Origin of the sequence: Streptomyces sp. NPDC101225 (genome assembly GCF_044767585.1) — a bacterium.
Lineage (GTDB): Bacteria > Actinomycetota > Actinomycetes > Streptomycetales > Streptomycetaceae > Streptomyces.
Genome location: NZ_JBIWOE010000011.1, coordinates 206,315 through 221,859, shown reverse-complemented (window position 1 = coordinate 221,859; position 15,545 = coordinate 206,315). Strand labels below are relative to the sequence as shown.

13 protein-coding genes are annotated in these 15,545 nt (G+C 73.5%); 2 read left to right on the top strand and 11 right to left on the bottom strand.

Features of this window, described 5'->3' with window-relative positions; translation table 11 throughout:
* Positions 1-31: 31 nt before the first annotated feature.
* The 4 genes from ACIRPX_RS18680 to epsC all read right to left on the bottom strand — a co-directional run bounded on the left by ACIRPX_RS18680 (position 32) and on the right by epsC (position 3,459).
* The gene (locus ACIRPX_RS18680; RefSeq protein ID WP_404195345.1) at positions 32-1,009 is read right to left on the bottom strand and encodes a DMT family transporter; all 978 of its coding nucleotides are present in this window, start codon (positions 1,007-1,009) and stop codon (positions 32-34) included.
* A gap of 222 nt (positions 1,010-1,231) precedes the next feature.
* Complete coding sequence (locus ACIRPX_RS18675; RefSeq protein ID WP_404195343.1) at positions 1,232-1,699, bottom strand: cupin domain-containing protein; 468 nt, start codon at positions 1,697-1,699, stop codon at positions 1,232-1,234.
* Entirely contained in the window at positions 1,696-2,673 is a 978-nt protein-coding gene (locus tag ACIRPX_RS18670; protein WP_404195341.1) for a PLP-dependent cysteine synthase family protein, read from the bottom strand. Before ACIRPX_RS18670 ends, ACIRPX_RS18675 begins: the two co-directional genes overlap by 4 nt.
* Before the next feature lie 204 nt (positions 2,674-2,877).
* Positions 2,878-3,459: a serine O-acetyltransferase EpsC gene (gene epsC, locus ACIRPX_RS18665; protein ID WP_404195415.1), complete on the bottom strand. Its 582-nt coding sequence runs from the start codon at positions 3,457-3,459 to the stop codon at positions 2,878-2,880.
* Positions 3,460-4,005: 546 nt separating this feature from the next.
* On the opposite strand from epsC, the gene ACIRPX_RS18660 reads away from it, so the two are divergent.
* Positions 4,006-5,199 (top strand): hypothetical protein, encoded by a 1,194-nt coding sequence (locus ACIRPX_RS18660; RefSeq protein WP_404195338.1) that lies wholly within the window; start codon positions 4,006-4,008, stop codon positions 5,197-5,199.
* A 266-nt stretch (positions 5,200-5,465) separates the two neighbouring features.
* Entirely contained in the window at positions 5,466-5,882 is a 417-nt protein-coding gene (locus tag ACIRPX_RS18655; protein WP_404195336.1) for a hypothetical protein, read from the top strand.
* Positions 5,883-5,976: 94 nt separating this feature from the next.
* On the opposite strand, the gene ACIRPX_RS18650 is transcribed toward ACIRPX_RS18655, so the two are convergent.
* The 7 genes from ACIRPX_RS18650 to ACIRPX_RS18620 all read right to left on the bottom strand — a co-directional run bounded on the left by ACIRPX_RS18650 (position 5,977) and on the right by ACIRPX_RS18620 (position 15,299).
* Positions 5,977-9,009, bottom strand: coding sequence for a BTAD domain-containing putative transcriptional regulator (locus tag ACIRPX_RS18650; RefSeq protein ID WP_404195334.1), 3,033 nt, complete (start codon positions 9,007-9,009; stop codon positions 5,977-5,979).
* 750 nt (positions 9,010-9,759) lie between these two features.
* A complete protein-coding gene (locus ACIRPX_RS18645; protein ID WP_404195331.1) occupies positions 9,760-10,002 on the bottom strand; it encodes a 4-oxalocrotonate tautomerase family protein in 243 nt (80 codons plus the stop codon).
* 10 nt (positions 10,003-10,012) lie between these two features.
* Positions 10,013-10,489 (bottom strand): cupin domain-containing protein, encoded by a 477-nt coding sequence (locus tag ACIRPX_RS18640; RefSeq protein ID WP_404195329.1) that lies wholly within the window; start codon positions 10,487-10,489, stop codon positions 10,013-10,015.
* Positions 10,486-11,946, bottom strand: coding sequence for an MFS transporter (locus ACIRPX_RS18635; RefSeq protein WP_404195326.1), 1,461 nt, complete (start codon positions 11,944-11,946; stop codon positions 10,486-10,488). Before ACIRPX_RS18635 ends, ACIRPX_RS18640 begins: the two co-directional genes overlap by 4 nt.
* A complete protein-coding gene (locus ACIRPX_RS18630) occupies positions 11,943-12,659 on the bottom strand; it encodes an HAD family hydrolase (RefSeq protein WP_404195324.1) in 717 nt (238 codons plus the stop codon). Before ACIRPX_RS18630 ends, ACIRPX_RS18635 begins: the two co-directional genes overlap by 4 nt.
* Positions 12,656-13,591: a pseudouridine-5'-phosphate glycosidase gene (locus ACIRPX_RS18625; RefSeq protein WP_404195321.1), complete on the bottom strand. Its 936-nt coding sequence runs from the start codon at positions 13,589-13,591 to the stop codon at positions 12,656-12,658. The genes ACIRPX_RS18630 and ACIRPX_RS18625 overlap by 4 nt, the downstream gene beginning before the upstream one ends.
* Positions 13,592-13,751: 160 nt before the next feature.
* Positions 13,752-15,299, bottom strand: coding sequence for a hypothetical protein (locus tag ACIRPX_RS18620; RefSeq protein WP_404195319.1), 1,548 nt, complete (start codon positions 15,297-15,299; stop codon positions 13,752-13,754).
* Positions 15,300-15,545 lie beyond the last annotated feature (246 nt).

Here is a 15,545-nt window from a genome sequence, read left to right as displayed (position 1 = left end):
AACGGTGGAGGCCGGCCGTGCGGCCGGTCGGTCAGCAGGCCTCCTGGGGAACGGTCTGCTGGGTCCGGTCGCCACCGGCGGGCGGCGTCGTGGCCGCCGCGGACGGCGCCGTGGCGGTGGTGCGGCGGGACGGCAGCGGCAGCCGGCCCTCGGCGAGGGCGAGCGCGGTGATGACCACGGCACCGCCCACCGGAACGTTCCAGGTCACGGACTCGCCGAGGACGGACGCTCCGACGATGACGGAGAACACCGGGACCAGGTAGTTGACGCCGGACGCCGTGGTGGGACCGGCGTCCGCGATCAGCCGGTTCATCAGCACGAAGGCGATGCCGGTCGAGGCGCCCCCGAGGACGAGGAGGGAGAGCAGCGGCCCGGCGGTGAGCTCGCCCGGCAGGTCCCAGCCGATGGTGAAGGTGGTGATCAGACCGGTGATCACCATGGCGGACGTGAGCTGCGCGGCGGTCACGGCGAGCGCCGGGATCTTGTGCGGGGCGACGAAGCGGCGCAGGTAGACGAAGCTGACGGCGTAGCTGACCGCCGCCCCGACACAGGCCAGTTGGCCGCCGATGGAACCCAGGCCGTGGGTCCGCCAAGGACCGACGACCACGATCAGCCCGACGAAGCCGATGACGAGCCCCGTCACCTTGCGGGCCGTGGGCTTCTCCGCGCGGATGGCGAGGGCCGCGAGCCCGAGCGTGACCAGGGGTGTGGCGCCCTGGACGACGCCGGCGACGCTGGCGGTGGTGTGCTGCTCGCCGACGGCGAAGAGGGTGAACGGCACGACGTTGCCGAACACCGAGGCGACGACGATGTGGCCCCAGACCGCGCGGCCGGGGAAGGCGCCCTTCGTCACGGCCAGGATGGCCGACACCACGAGGGCCCCCACGAGGAGCCGTCCGAAGGCGAGTTGGAGGGGCTCGAAGGCGTCCAGAGACACCTTGATGAAGGCGAAGCTGCACCCCCAGAGGGCGGCGAGCAGCCCGAAACGGGCCCAGTTGACGGAACTCATGCGATGACTCCTGGAAGGTGTCGAACGGGTTGGGTGCGGGGTGAGGTGCGTAAGGACGGGGGAGGAGGGGATGCCGGCCATGGCGTCCGAACATGGCGCCTGAACGGGGCGCCTGAACGGGGCGTCCGGCCGGGGCGTCCGACCGGGGGCGGCGACCGGGGGCGGCGAAGGTGGTTTCGGATGTCTCCTGGGACCGGCGTACGCGCGCGAGGTCCCGGGTGGTCAGGGTTCGTCGATCTCGAACTGGTCGTACTTCTCCATGAGCGCCACCATCTCGGCCCGCGTCGGGACGTTTCCGTCGGCCAGCAGTTCCGCGAGTCCCGTGAAGTAGCCCTCACGGTTCTCCGCCGGCGTGAAGATGATCAGCATCTCCGCCGGAGCGTCGCTGTCGTTGCGGAAGCCGTGCACCGCGTTCTCGGGCACGTGCAGCAGGTCGCCGGTGTGGGCCTTGTGCCAGCCGGTGCCGTCGTGGACGGTGACCTCCCCGGCGAGGACGTAGAACGTCTCGGAGATGCGTAAGTGGTAGTGGGGGGCCGCTCCGGCGGCGCCCGGGAGCATGTGGTGGTGGAAGATGCCGAGGCGGCCGTCGGTGGTCTCGGCGAGCGCGATGTAGCGGGTGGTCGTCGTCTCCCCGATCCGGACCCTGACCGCGTCGCCGAACCTCTTCAGCGTCGAGACCAGCAGGGTCACGAGACCTCCTCCCACATGCTCAGATAGCGCTCGCCGGTGTCGGGGAGGACGGTGACGACGGTCCGGTCGCGGTGGTCGGGGCGGGCGGCCACCAGGCGGGCGGCGTGCACCGCCGCACCGGACGAGACGCCGACGAACAGGCCCTGGCCGGCGGCGAGTTCGCGGGCGGTGCGCAGCGCGTCGGTGTCACCGACCGCGATCACCTCGTCGATCAGCGAGACGTCGGTGGTCGGGGCGACGAAGCCGCCGTTGAGGCCGGGGATGCGGTGCCGTCCCGGCTGCCCGCCGGACAGCAGCGGGGACCCCTGCGGTTCGACCGCCACGATCCGCACGCCCGCGTCCCGCTCGCGCAGGTGACGGGCGATCCCGGTGAGCGTGCCGCCGGTGCCGACCGCGCAGACGAGCGTGTCGGCACGGCGCCCGGTCGCGGTGAGGGCGGCCGTGATCTCGGGGCCGGTGGTGGCGTAGTGGGCCTCGACGTTGTCCGCGTTCTCGTGCTGGCAGGGGAACCAGGAGCCAGGGGTGACCGCGTGGATCTCCTCGGCCTTCTCGATCGCGCCCGGGTAGCCGCGCTCGGCCGGTGTCTGGACGACCTCGGCGCCGAGCGCTGCGAGCAGGCGGACCCGCTCGGTCGTCGCGTTGTCCGGCAGCACGATGACGCACCGGTAGCCGCGGGCGGCGGCGAGGGCGGCCAGGGAGATGCCCGTGTTGCCGGAGGTGGCCTCGACGATGGTGCCGCCCGGCGCGAGATCACCCCGGGCCTCGGCCGCCTGGAGCATGTAGAGCGCCGCCCGGTCCTTGCTGCTGGACATCGGGTTGGCCGCCTCCAGTTTGCCCAGGATCTCCGCGCCCGCCGCCAGCCCGTCGAGCCGGAGGCGGATCAGCGGGGTGGCGCCCACCAGGTCGTCGATGCCGTCGGCGACCGCGGGCCGTTCCAGCGCGGGCCGGGAGGTGTGCGGTGCAAGGGTGCGCATGATGTGATACCTCGTCATATCTGTTGCAGCGGGGGGTGTTTCGGCCAGTGGGGCGGAGGGAGGGGCCGGCGGTCCGGGGTGCGGCACTCTCGGGTGTGATGTCCCGCGCGTGATGTCCCGCGCGTGATGTCCCGCGCGTGATGTCCCGCGCGTGATGTTCCGGGCGTGATGTTCCGGGAGTCATGGCCGGGGCGTGATGCCGGGCTACCAGGAGCCGGCCGAGGCGATGCTCGCGATGACGTCCTCGGACGGACGGCTCGGCCTGCCCTGCGTCGCGGTGGCGGCCAGCATCCGCCTGCCTTCGGGGACGTCCTTGTTGACCAGGGCCTGCGCGCCGATGACCGCGTCGTCGCCGACCGTCACCGGTCCGAGCACGGTGGCGTTGGTGCCGAGGACGACGTTGCGGCCGACCACCGGGTGGCGGCGGGCGCCCTCCGGCCGGTTGTTGTCGCTCCACCAGCCGACCGCGCCGAGCGTCACCTGGTGGTAGATCGTCACGTCGTCGCCGACCGTGCACGTCTCGCCGATGACCACGGCGGCTCCGTGGTCGATGAACACCCGCCGCCCCAGCACCGCACCGGGGTGGATCTCGACCGCCGTCAGCCGCCGCGCCCAGCGGGCCAGCAGCCGGGCCCCCATCCGGTGTCCCCGGACATGCAGCCGGTGGGCGACCCGATGGGTCCACAGGGCGGTCAGCGCCGGATGCAGCGCCGCTTCGAGGCGGCCGCGCACGGAGGGGTCGCGCTCGACGACGACGCGCAGGTCCTCGCCCATCAGGCGCAGCAGGCCGGTGCCGGTGAGGTCGGGTGCGGTGGCGGTCGGCACGGGTCGGCCGGTGTCCGTACCGGCCCGACGGAAGGGCAGTACGGAGGCGGGCTCCTTGGGGGTGGCGGTCACGGGGGCTCCAGTCGGGGGAAGGGCGGCGGCCGCGGACGGGGTCCGGGACGGGTGGGCGGGAGCCGCGTGCTGCTCCCGGTGGGGCGAGGGCCCTGGCGGCCGCCGGTACAGGTCGAGGTCCCGCACAGAGCCTCGCGCGGCCCGTTCCCGATCCCCTCCCGTCCGGTTCCCCGGTCACCGGCGGACGGGAGCCACGATCCGGCCGGGGTCGGGAACGCGCGGGGAGGGAACCGGGAACGGTCGCGGGGACACTCCCGTGGAGCGCCACTCCGCGTCGGCACGCGCGGGGGCACGGCCAGGGAGCCGGTCGGCGCCTTCACGCCCGAGGAAGCAACCACCTATGTACGAACGATCAGTTGTCCGGGGCACGTGGGACATCGGCGGGCTCGACCCCCGCAGGGACCTGCCCGCCGTCGAGGAGACGAGGAGCCAGCCATGAGTGCGACGGCCGACCGCCACCGCGAGCCCGACCCCCCGGACCGTTCTCCGCAGCGGCTGCTGCTGATCCGCCCCGCGCCCCGCCTGGTGCGCGCTGCCGTCGCGGCCGGCTTCGCGGTACGCGTCCTCACGGACCCCCCGCCGCACGGCGGGGACGCCCTGCCGCCCGGCGTGCCCGTGCGGCACGTCGACTTCGCGGACGACGCCGCCCTGGCGGCGATGGTCGAGGAATCGGTACGCGTCCACGGGACCCAGCGGCTGCTCGCGTGCGCGGGCACGGCCGAACTCCCCGCGGTCGCCGACACCGCGGCCCGCCTCGGCGTGACCCCCAACCCGGCCGACGCGGCCCGCCTGCTGGGCGAACCCGCGGCCATGCGGGCCCTGCTCAACGGCAGCCATCACTCGCACGTCCCCGCCGCCCGGGCCCGCACGGCGGAGGAACTGCCCGCCGCGGTCGAGGAGATCGGGGCCCAGGTCACCGTACGCACCCTGCCCGCCTGCCCCGGGATCGCCGATCCCCGCAGCGGTACCGCGGGCCGGCACTCCTACCTGGTGGAGCGCTATCTGGAGGGGCCCGAGTACGGTGTCGTGACCCTCACCGTCGACGGGATGCACCGGGCGGTGGGCGTCGTGGCCCTGCACGGCGCCTGGCACCCGAGCAGTCGCCTCTTCCCCGCGCCGCTGGGAGAACGGGACGAGGCCGAGGTCCGCGCGGTCGTGACCGAGCTCCTCGACCTGGCCGGCTACGAGTTCGGCTACGCCTACACCGTGGTCGTCCTCACGGCCGACGGACCCCGTGTGCTGCGCTCCCGCGCCACCTGGCCGGACGAACCGGTGGCCTCCCTGATCGAGCTGGCGACGGGATTCGACCCCGACGACGAGCTCGTGCAGGCCCTCGCCGGGAAGCCGGTGACCGTGCCCGCGGCCGACCGGTACGCGGCCGTCGCGTCCTACCGGCTGCCGGCGGGGCGGCTGTTGTCGGTGTCCGGGCTGGAGGCGGTGTCCGAACTGCCCGGGGTTCACAGGGTGCACTTCCCGTACACGTCCGGCGACGACATCCCCGCCCACGGCGCGAGCGCGGACGGACAGGTGATGCTGACCGCGCCGTCGGCACAGGAGGCCGCCGAGACGGTCACCGCCGTCGGACGTCTCCTGCGTGCGGAGGTGAGCCGGCGGCCCGACCACTTCTAGGACCGCCCGTCGGCGCGAACCCCGCGCACGATGTCCGACGACCGCCCGCACGGCCCGGCCGGGGCCGCGCGGGCGGTCCTTGTCGATCTCACGGAGGGCCTCACGGAGAGGGCGCGAGACGGGTGTCCACAGCCCTGCCGATCGGGTTCCCGGGCGCTTCCCCGCGCCGCCCGGGGGGCCGGTAACGGACGCGGAACAGGCCGGGAGCGCCGGCCGCGACCTTTCTTTCTGTCAGCACCGCACCGCGACGACAGAAGGCGGACACCATGATCAGCAAGGGCTTCGGAACCTCGGCGGGCTTCTTCGCCTACGCGGCGATCACCCTGGCCGTCGGCGCCGGTATCGCCGTCGGCCCCACGGCCGCCGGCCCGCTCTCGGACGAGGGTCCGAACGCCGTACCGGGCCTTTCGATCCCCTGGGACACCGCGCGGTACGGAGCGTCCCTGACACCCGTCTCCGACGAGGGCCCGAACGTGATCACGGCGGGTGTCGCCGGTGACGAAGGTCCGAACGTGGCGGCCGCGGGTGCCGAGGGCGACGAGGGCCCGAACGTCGTCGCGGCGGTCGCGGCAGGCGACGAGGGGCCCCACGTGATCGCGGCGGGCACCGACGGCGACGAGGGCCCGAACGTCGTCGCGGCCGGCCCCCAGGGGGACGAGGGCCCCAACGTGGTCGCCGCCTGAGCAGGCGTCATGCCGCGCCGGTTCCGCGTGCGCCGGGAGCGGAATCCCCTCCCTCGGACCGTGCGCGCAGCGCGGGCGGCCCGGCGGGAGAGGGTCAGTCCCCCCGGCGCACCCGCCCCGGAATGGCCATGGACCGGAAGGCCTCCTCGGCGGCGGCGCCCTGGTCGGCGGCCCCGGCCGTGTCCCCCAAGGCCGCCAGCGCCTGGGCGATGCCGTCCAGGGCGTAGGCCTCCTCGACCCGATGGCCGAGCCTGGCCGCCGAGGCGTGGGCCTGCCGGTGCAGATCCAGTGCCCGCCGGTGATTCCCGCCGCGCCGGAAGAGCCGCCCGGCGGTGTTCCACACGGTGGCCTCCCGCACGGGCGCGTCCTCCAGGCCCTTGGTGGCCAGCGCCTCCTCCACCCAGTGCGGCACCTGCTGCCGGCGCCCGAGCCGGTCCTCGGCCTCCGCGGACAGGACGAGCTGCAGCGCCCGCTCGGCCGGGGCCAGCACGCCGGGAGTGCGCTCACGGGCCGTGGCGAGGGTGCGGGCCGCCGCCTCCACGTCGCCCATGGCCAGCTGGATCTGCGCGAGGTCGTTCAGGCCCACCATCTCCTTCTCGAACGCCCCGATCCGGCGGGCGAGTTCGATGGAGCGGGTGGCCGCCTGCACCGCCTGCGCGAAGTGACCGCGTTCCATGTACACGCCGCTGACGTTCGACAGGGACTCCGCCTCGGCACGCTCGGCGCCCAGTTCACGCTTGAGGGCGATCGACTGCTCCAGCCGGGGGAGTGCCTCCTGGAAGCGGCCGGTGGTGGCGAGCAACAGCCCCAGCACCCCGGTGTCCTTGGCCTGTCCGCGGAGGTCGCCGAGGTCGACCGCCAGCTGGTGGGCCTCGACCGCGGACGCTATGCCGTCCTCGAACCTTCCGCGCTTCCAGCAGGCGACCGCGAGGTTGGACAGACTCAGCCGCAGCAGATCGGCCTCACCCAGCCGGCGGGCCGCGGCGAGCGCCGTGTGGCACAGCGCCAGGAAGTCGTCCAGTCTGCCGCGGAGGTCGAGATGGAAGACGACGTTCGCGGCGAGCAGGGCGACCTCGCGGTCCAGGCCCCGCCGGAACGCCAGCGCGATCGCCGCGAGGAGGCTGTCCTGCTCGCGCTCGAACCAGTCGCGGGCCGCCTCCGGTGTGGTCAGCGGGGCCAGTTCGGGCTGGAACGAAGGGGCCGGGCGCGTCATCCGCAGCCGGCCGGGGAAGAGCAGGTCGCAGGCGGCGTCCGACGCGGTGATCGAGAACTCCAGCAGCCGGCGCACCGCCCCCTCGGCCTCCTCGCTGAACTCGCCGGTGCCGCCCGAACTCCGGCCCCGCGACAGCATGTGGGCGAAGCTGCGTACGAGGTCGTGGAAGGCGTAGCGGCCCGGTTCGTGCTGCTGCACGAGGTGCATGTCGAGCAGGTACTCCAGGACGTCCTCCGCATCGCGGACTCCGAGATCCAGCAGGGCCGCGGCCGTGTAGACGTCGAGATCGGCGCCCGGGTACTGGCCCAGCAGCCGGAAGGACTTGCGGTAGTCGGCGTCCAGTCCCTCGTACGACAGGCGCAGCGTGACCTCCACGCTGCGTTCACCGGCACTGAGTTCGGCCAGACGGTGCGCGTCGTCGCGCAGCCGGTCCACGAGATACCGCACGGTCCAGCGCGGCCGTTTGCGCAGCCGGGCCGCCGCGATGCGCAGCGCGAGGGGCAAATGGCCGCTGAGGTCGGCCAGTTCGGCGACGGCGGCGGCCTCGGCGTGTGCCCGCCGCTCCCCGATGATCCCGACGATCAGGGCGATGCTGTCGGACGGTGCCATGGTGCCCAGCGACACCGAGTGTGCCGCGTCCAGGTCCACGAGCAGGGCCCGGCTGGTGACGAGGACGACGGTGCCGGTGGGGGAGGCCAGCAGCGGTTTCACCTGGGCCTCGTCGACGACGTTGTCGAGCAGCAGGATCATCCGGTGCTTGGTCATGGTGGAGCGCCACAGGGCGATACGGCCCTGCGGGTCGTCGGGGATGCGTTCGCCCGGGACGCCGAGCATGCGCAGCAGCGCCTCGGCCGCGGCGGCCGGCGCGAGGGGTTCCTCACCGGGGGTGTAGCCGCGCAGGTCGAGGTGGAGCTGCGCGTCGGGGTAGCGCTCCGCGAGCCGGTGGGCGGCGCGGACGGCGAGGGAGGTCTTGCCGCTGCCGCCCATGCCGTCGATGGCGATGATGAGTGGTCCGGAGCCGGTGGCGTCCTCCACGAACCCGAGGAGCTTGTGCAGTTCCTCCTCGCGGCCGGTGAAGTCCCGCAGGTCGTAGGGGAGCGTGGAGCGGCTGCCGGTCACCGCCGCGGTCGCCGCGGCGGTGGCGGGCACGGGCGCGGTCAGTGCCGCGTCGTTGCGCAGGATGGCCTGGTGCAGCTCGCGTAAGGCGTCGCCGGGCTGGATGCCGAGTTCCTCGTCGAGTACGGCGCGGATGGTGCCGTACTCCTCCAGCGCCTCGGCCTGCCGGCCCGACCGGTACAGGGCGAGCATCAACTGGCCGCGCAGCGTCTCGCGCAGGGGGCTCCCGCCGATGGCCTCGCGGATCTCGGCGATCAGTTCGGCGCCCTCGCCGGCGTCCAGCCGGAGGTCGAAGAGCTGCTCCACGGCGGTCATGCGCCGCTCCTCCAGGGAGGCGGAGGCCGCGTCGACGACCGCGCCGCCGCTCCCGGACAGCACGGGACCGCGCCACAGGGAGACGGCCTCGCGCAGCAGCGCGGTGGCCTCGGCGGCCAGTCCGGCGGACGCGTGGTCGCGGGCCCGGCGCAGGGCGTCGGTGAACTGGAGCAGGTCCAGCTGTTCGGTGGTGACGGCGGCGCGGTAGCCGGGTCCGTCCGTGGCGATGAGGTTGCGCCCGTCGGGGATGCGCTGCCGTAGTTCCGCGACGGCCTTGCGGACCTGGTGCGCGGCGGTGGCGGGCGCGTCCTCGTCCCACACCGCCTCGACGAGCCGGTGCACCGGCAGCACGCGCTGCGGTTCCAGCAGCAGGGTCACCAGGACCCGTTCGCTGACGGGCCCTCCGACGTGGACCCGTTCGTCCCCGTCCCAACATTCCAGAGAGCCGAGGATGCGAAAGCGAATCGGCGCTGGCTGGCGCATGGCGCGGGTCCTCTCCTCGGTCCGGGTGCGGCCGCCGTGCCGCCGCTCGCCTGCAGAGCGGACCGCGCGGCCGGACCGGGGACGGCGTCCCGTTCCTTCACGTTCTGCAGGGAACGGCACAGAGCGGCCGTCGTCGACGTTCACATTCTGACTCACGATATGTACAGACGGTCGCGGCTTCGTGGCTCTTACATGTGCCGAAGCAGGCGCGCTGGCGCGTATCGGACAAGTTTCCGCAAGGGTCTGGACCAGGTGTGGACCTGGGACGGGAGCGACGGCCCCGGTCGACCGAGGTCCGGCCGGCGGGTGTCACGGCCCGTGTGCAGCCGCCGCCCGTCGCGGGTGCCCGGCGCGAGCACGCCGATCCGCGGAACGGGACGGTCCCGTACAGGAGTTGTGACCGTGCGTAGTGGCCCGTCGGGGGTGCCGACGGGGCGCGTCGGTGACGGGCGAACCGGGCATGCGTGTGCCTGTTCACGGTGGAGGCGTGCCCGTTTCCTGCCCGATCGCCGCCCGGCCGGCAGGGGCGGGGCGGCCGGGGAAGGGCTCCGCACGGCATCGGCCCGGTGCGGTGCGCGCCTCGGGCGGCGGGTCCCGGCGCCCGAGGCGGGCGCACCGCCGTTCGGGCCCGTGGCGGGGACGGGGGACCAGTTTGTGAACGCGGCGCCCTCCCGCGCCGGGCCCTTTCGCACACGACGAGCGGCCGGCAGCGGTGCGCTGCCGGCCACCCACCGTGTCCACCACGTCCGGTCAACGGGCCCCCGCCGCGGCGGGTTCGGCGCCCGACGGGCGGAGCGCCGGGTCCTCGGCGGGAGCGTCGGCCAGCACACCGCCACGCCCCCAGTGGTCCTGCTCGACGTCCCGCACCAGCACGGTCACGGCCTCTCTCGGGCATCCCGCGATCCGGGCCACCGTCGTGGTCACCTCGTCCACGAGATCGGCTCGTTTCCGTCGGTCGTTGCCCTTCCACCAGTCCACGGTCACCACAGGCACGGATCTCTCCTCACTTCTCGGGGGCCACGAGGCCCTCGGTCGCGGGGAACTGGTCGAATCTGCGGGCCAGTTCCGCCAGCATCTCGGGGGTGGGTTCGGGCGAGGAGTCCAGCAGCTCGCCCAGTTCGCGGAAGTACGTCTCCCGGCCGCCGTCCGGGGTGAACATCACCAGCAGCGTCGCGGGATCGGCGCCGGGGTTGCCGAACGCGTGGGTGGTCCCGGGCGGCACCGTCATGAACGTGCCCGGACCCGCCACACGCCGCTCCCCGCCCAGGGTGAGCAGCACGTCGCCGCTCGCCACGTAGAACATCTCCGTCAGCTCGTTGTGGAAGTGCAGCGGCGCTCCCGGGGCGCGGGGCGGGAGCCGGTGCTCGGTGAGTCCGAAGCGGCCGGCCGTGTCGTCCCCGGTGACGAGGAAGGAGACCGGGGTGCCGCCCACGACGGTGGTGGGGCCCGTACCGGGTTCGATCACACGGGGCAGCGTCACCGCTCGCCTCCGGCATCCCGCTCGGCCCCGGCGGCCGGGTGCGGCGTGAGCGTCCGCAGGGCCACCGCCGCGGCGACCAGGGCGAGTACGGCGGTCAGCGCGTAGGCCCGGCCGAACGCCCCGCTCCCCGGCGCGTCGCCCAGTACGAGCACCAGGACGGCCAGCCCCATGGCGCCCCCGGTGTACTGCGTCGTCGTCAGCACGGCCGACGCGGTGCCCTGGTCGCTGTCCGGTACGTCCTTGGTGCCCGCGATGTACATGCCCGCGAAGGCCATCCCCTGGCCCAGTCCGCTGACCAGCAGGCCCGGCAGCACGGCGGTCCAGTAGCCCGGGCCGCCGGTGCCGAGCCCGAGCAGGGCCAGCCCCGCCGCGCCGACCGTGAACCCGGTGGCGAGGGTGGGACGGATCCCCCAGGAGCCGGCGAGCCGGCCGGTGACGAGGTTGCCCGCCACCACGCTGAGCGCGAGCGGCAGGAAGGCGATGCCGGCGCCGAGCGGGCCGTAGCCCCACATGTTCTGGAGGAAGAGGGTGATCAGGAAGAACTCCGCGCCGACGCTCGCCATGTAGAGCGCCGACATCGCGCTGGCGCCCGCCAGTGAGCGGACCCGCAGCAGGGCCGCCGGGATGAGCGGGGTGGCCGCCGGCCGCCGGTCGTACGCCGTCCAGGCCGTGCCGAGCGCGACCGCGGCGGCGAGGCAGCCGAGGCAGGAGGGGGAGGTCCAGCCGTCGACCGCGGCCTGGGTGAGCGCGGCGACCAGGAAGAGGACCGCGCCGGTGAACAGGGCCGCGCCGGGGATGTTCAGACGCCGTACCGACGTCTGGGCGCGTTCCCCGGTGGGCAGCACCCGCAGGGCGAGGACGACCGTGACGAGGATGAGCGGCACGTTCACGAAGAACACCCACCGCCAGGAGAGGGCGGAGGTCAGCACGCCGCCGATCAGCACCCCGGCCGCGAGCCCCACCGCGCCGATCGCACCCCAGACCGCGAGCGCCCGGGAGCGCACGGGACCGGCCGGGAAGGCGGCCCCGATGAGCGCCAGCATGGCCGGAGTCAGGGCGGCGGCCCCGACGCCCTGCGCGGCACGGGAGGCGACCAGCAGCCACGGGTCGCCCGCCAGTCCGGCCGCCAGCGAGCCGGCGCCGAACAGGCCGAGGGCGCCGAGGAAGAGGCGGCGCGGCCCGGTCAGATCGGCGGCCCGGCCGCCGACGACGAGGAAGCTGGCGAAGAACACGGCGTAGGCGGACACCACCCACTGGAGCCGTTCGGGCGGCAGCCCGAGTCCTGAACCGATGCTGGGCAGGGCCACGTAGATGATCGAGTAGTCGAGTGCCACCAGGAACTGCGCGATGGACAGGGCGAGCAGCGCGGCCTTCATCCGGCCGCTGAATGAGGTGACCTCGGGGGAGGGGGCGGGTGCGTGGGCGTGGGGGGAGGTGCGCGAGGTCTGGACGGTCATGAGAGGGCTCCGGTCGGTTCCGGGCGGGGCCCGGCGTGGTCGGGGGAGGTGACGGTGGTTTCGTGCAGGAGCACGCGGATCACCGAGGGGAAGTCGGTCACGACGTGGTCGGCGCCGGCGGCGGTGAGGGCCGCGGCGGAGTCGACCCCGTAGGAGACGCCCACCGTGCGCAGGGCCGCGGCACGGGCCATCGCCATGTCGGTGACGGTGTCGCCGACGTACCAGGACTCCGCCGGCGATGCGCCGAGGTCGGCCAGTGCGCGCAGCGCCATGTCGGGGTGGGGCTTGCCGCGTTCGACCATGTCGTGGCAGACGACGGTGTCGAACCGGTCGACGACGCCCGTGGCCTTCAGCAGCGCGAGCGCGCCGGCGGAGATCTTGGAGGTGGCGATCCCGAGCAGGTGCCCGGCCGCCCGCAGCCGGTCCAGGCCCTCGGGCACGCCCGGCAGCAGGAGCGCGGGGCCCTGGCTCAGGACGTCCGTGGCGAAGCGGGCGCGGTAGCGGGCGGCGGCCTCGGCCGTCGCCGCGTCGTCGACGGCCACGCCCAACAGGCCCGCGAGGGAGGCTTCCAGGGGCTTCCCGACCGTCGCCAGCACCTGGGACCGGCCGGGCGACGCGCCGAGACCGCGCACCACGTCGCCGATCAACTCGGCGATCGCGGCGGGGGTGTTGGCAAGGGTGCCGTCGATGTCGAAGACGATGGCGGAGGTCATGCGGCCTCCCCGGCCGGTTCCGCGGTGGTGGCGTAGGCGACGGCCAGATGTCCGGCGAGCCGGGCCGTGCTGATCAGGACCTCTCGGTTGGCGGCGGCCGAACGGCCCTCGGTGGCCCGCGAGACGGCCTTCATCAGATACGGGGTGGCGGCGGGACCGCGCACCCCGTCGCCCTCGGCGGCCCGCAGCGCCTGCTGGATCACTCCTTCCATGACCTCGCTGTCGAGGGCGTGTTCCTCGTCGATGGGCGCGGTGATCAGGGGGCCGCCCGGCAGGCCGGCCGCCCAGTGCATCCGCACCGCGCGCGCCACGTCGCCGGGGTCGTCGATCCGCCGCGGGACGCGCAGACCGCTGGAGCGGCAGTAGAAGGCGGGGAAGTCGTCGAAGCGGTAGCCGATCACCGGCACGCCCAGGGTCTCCAGGTACTCCAGGGTCATCCCCAGGTCGAGGATGCTCTTGGCACCGGCACACACGACCGCCACCCGGCTGCGGGTGAACTGCACGAGGTCGGCGGAGATGTCGAAGCTCTCGCCCGCGCCACGGTGCACGCCGCCGATCCCCGCCGTGGAGAAGAACGGGATGCCGGCGAGGTCGGCGGCCACGAGGGAGGACGCCACCGTGGTGGCCCCCATGCCGCCGCCGGCGAGCACGACACCGACGTCCCGGCTCGACACCTTGGGCACATCGGTGCCGACCGCGAACCGCTCCATGTCGTCGGGGGACAGGCCGACGGTGAACCGGCCGTCGTCCAGCCCGACGGTCGCCGGCACCGCTCCCGACTCGCGGACCGCCTTCTCGATGGCCAGCGCGGTCTCCACGTTGCCCGGATAGGGCAGACCGTGCGCGATGACCGTCGATTCGAGGGCGACGACGGGCCGCCTCTCGGCCAGCGCGTCACCCACTTCCTCACTGATGCGCAGCAGGGGGTGCATGAAGGGTCTCCTGAACGGTCGCGGAACGGAGGGGAGGAGCCCGCGGAGTGCGGACGTCCGAGTCACCCGGACTGTCCCTGACTCCGTTCCCGTTCCGTTCCCTGACCGGCGACCACGAGGCCCTTCCGCCCTGCGCGAGGTGCGGCGCGTACCAGGTCGGTCAGTAGCTCAGGCTCGTCGTGTAGGCGCACTCGGTGTAGATGTAGCCGGACCTGAGTTTGGCGGTGTCCGAGGCAGGGGTCTTGCCGAGCCCGCTCTGGGACTTGTGGACGAAGTAGGTGGTTCCCGCGGGCAGGCGGATGGTCTTCTGCGGGTAGTTCTTCCCGCTGTCGCTGCACGGCTTCGAGTTGAACAGGGAACTTCCCAGCGCGGAGTAGGTCGTACAACTGCCGCAGGCCTTGAGGGAGAAGCTCCCGGTCACCGGGCCGGTGTACAGGACGGTGATGTTGTCGGGGCTGTCGTTCTTGACCGTGACGGCGATGCTGCCGCCGGAGCGGGTGGTCGGCAGACGCTTGCCGGCGGCGGGCACCGTCTCGGCGACCTCCGCGGCGATGGCGATCTTCCGGGCGCGGCCGCTGTGCGCGCTGCCGGGGTTGTCCTTGACGAACTTGTCCATGCTGGTGACGGCTTCGCTGAAGCTGCCGTCCTTGTACTGGGCGACACCGCAGTTGTACGTCCCCGACACCGCGCTCCGCTGCGCCCGGTCGGCCGACTTGGCGAGCGTGTCGGCGATTCCGGCCTGCTCTCCCGACACTCCACGGATCTGCGTGGACAGGGAGTCCAGGCGCCGGACGGCCGCACAGGGGTCGCTGCCGCCCACTGCCTTCACGGCCTTGCCCACCTCGGCGTCGACGGTGGGTCCCACCTTCCTGGCCTGCTCGGACTTGGGGAACGTCGCCAGGAGATCGTTGACCTGCGTGGTCCAGGTCTCGCTGCTCATGGACGCCGCCGCGCACGCGTAGAGCGAGGTGGCCAGCCTGTCGTCGGGCCATGTGGACAGGGTCCCGAGGGTCTTCTTGCCGATCGTGCGCGGCACGGTGCGGAGGTACTTCAACGGCGGTACGGCGTCGCAGTAGTTCTGTTCCGCGTAGGGGCCGGCGACGGTGGTGTAGTAGGTCTTGAGCCGGCTCGGCACCTTGGCGGCGGCCCGTGAGTGCGGGTGGTCCGCAGCCAGACCGTGGTAGACGGACAGGGCCTGGCGGTAGTCCGCCTCGGCCACCGCGAAGGACTGCGCCCCGGCCCGGCTCACCTTCTCGTCGGCCCGCGCCAGCCGGTCCAGGAGCATCTGCTCGGTGGCCTCGTCCCGCGCGTGGTCGTACAGGACGGCCCCGCCGGCGGGTACGGCCAGGAGCACGATGCCGAGCACGGCCGCGACCAGGGCGTTCGGCGGCCACGCCAGTCGCGTCCGCAGGCCCAGCCGCGCACCGTGCACGGCCGCGGCCACCAGGACGATCAGATACAGGACGAGCAGCGCGCCCGGGACGCCGTCCGGGTCCGCGGGCAGTGCCACCAGGAGCAGGATGCCCGTCGCGACCAGGCAAGCGATCATCAGGACCCAGCGGCGGACGAGGGCATAGCCGAGACCCAGTCCGCTGAGGTTGAGCAGCGCGACGGCGACGGCGCGCAGCGGGTCCGCCGGAGCGGGCGGCGGTGCGGTCGGCATGGGTGGAACGACGAAGTCCGGATGCGCGTTCTGGTCCCAGGACATGACGGCTCCCCCAGTCAATCAGCCCTGAACTCCCCTGAGTTGGCAGTGTACGGCCGGTGTCCGAGTCAAGACAGAGGGTGAGTCGAAAAGGGGTGCGATTCAAGGCCGTGCCGTGCGGTGTCCGTACGTCGCGTGGAGCGGGTCCGTCGGCAGCGCCCGTTCTACCGTGGCGCCTGACGTTCTACGGCAACGGTGCCCCGCGTACCTGTCAGGTTCGGCTCGACTCCATCACCCGGAGCCAACCTG

Coding starts and splice junctions, on each gene's coding strand:
- ACIRPX_RS18680 (WP_404195345.1), bottom strand. CDS start 1,009: ATGAGTTCCGTCAACTGGGCCCGTTTCGGGCTGCTCGCCGCCCTCTGG.
- ACIRPX_RS18670 (WP_404195341.1), bottom strand. CDS start 2,673: ATGCGCACCCTTGCACCGCACACCTCCCGGCCCGCGCTGGAACGGCCC.
- ACIRPX_RS18660 (WP_404195338.1), top strand. CDS start 4,006: ATGAGTGCGACGGCCGACCGCCACCGCGAGCCCGACCCCCCGGACCGT.
- ACIRPX_RS18655 (WP_404195336.1), top strand. CDS start 5,466: ATGATCAGCAAGGGCTTCGGAACCTCGGCGGGCTTCTTCGCCTACGCG.
- ACIRPX_RS18650 (WP_404195334.1), bottom strand. CDS start 9,009: ATGCGCCAGCCAGCGCCGATTCGCTTTCGCATCCTCGGCTCTCTGGAA.
- ACIRPX_RS18635 (WP_404195326.1), bottom strand. CDS start 11,946: ATGACCGTCCAGACCTCGCGCACCTCCCCCCACGCCCACGCACCCGCC.
- ACIRPX_RS18630 (WP_404195324.1), bottom strand. CDS start 12,659: ATGACCTCCGCCATCGTCTTCGACATCGACGGCACCCTTGCCAACACC.
- ACIRPX_RS18625 (WP_404195321.1), bottom strand. CDS start 13,591: ATGCACCCCCTGCTGCGCATCAGTGAGGAAGTGGGTGACGCGCTGGCC.
- ACIRPX_RS18620 (WP_404195319.1), bottom strand. CDS start 15,299: ATGTCCTGGGACCAGAACGCGCATCCGGACTTCGTCGTTCCACCCATG.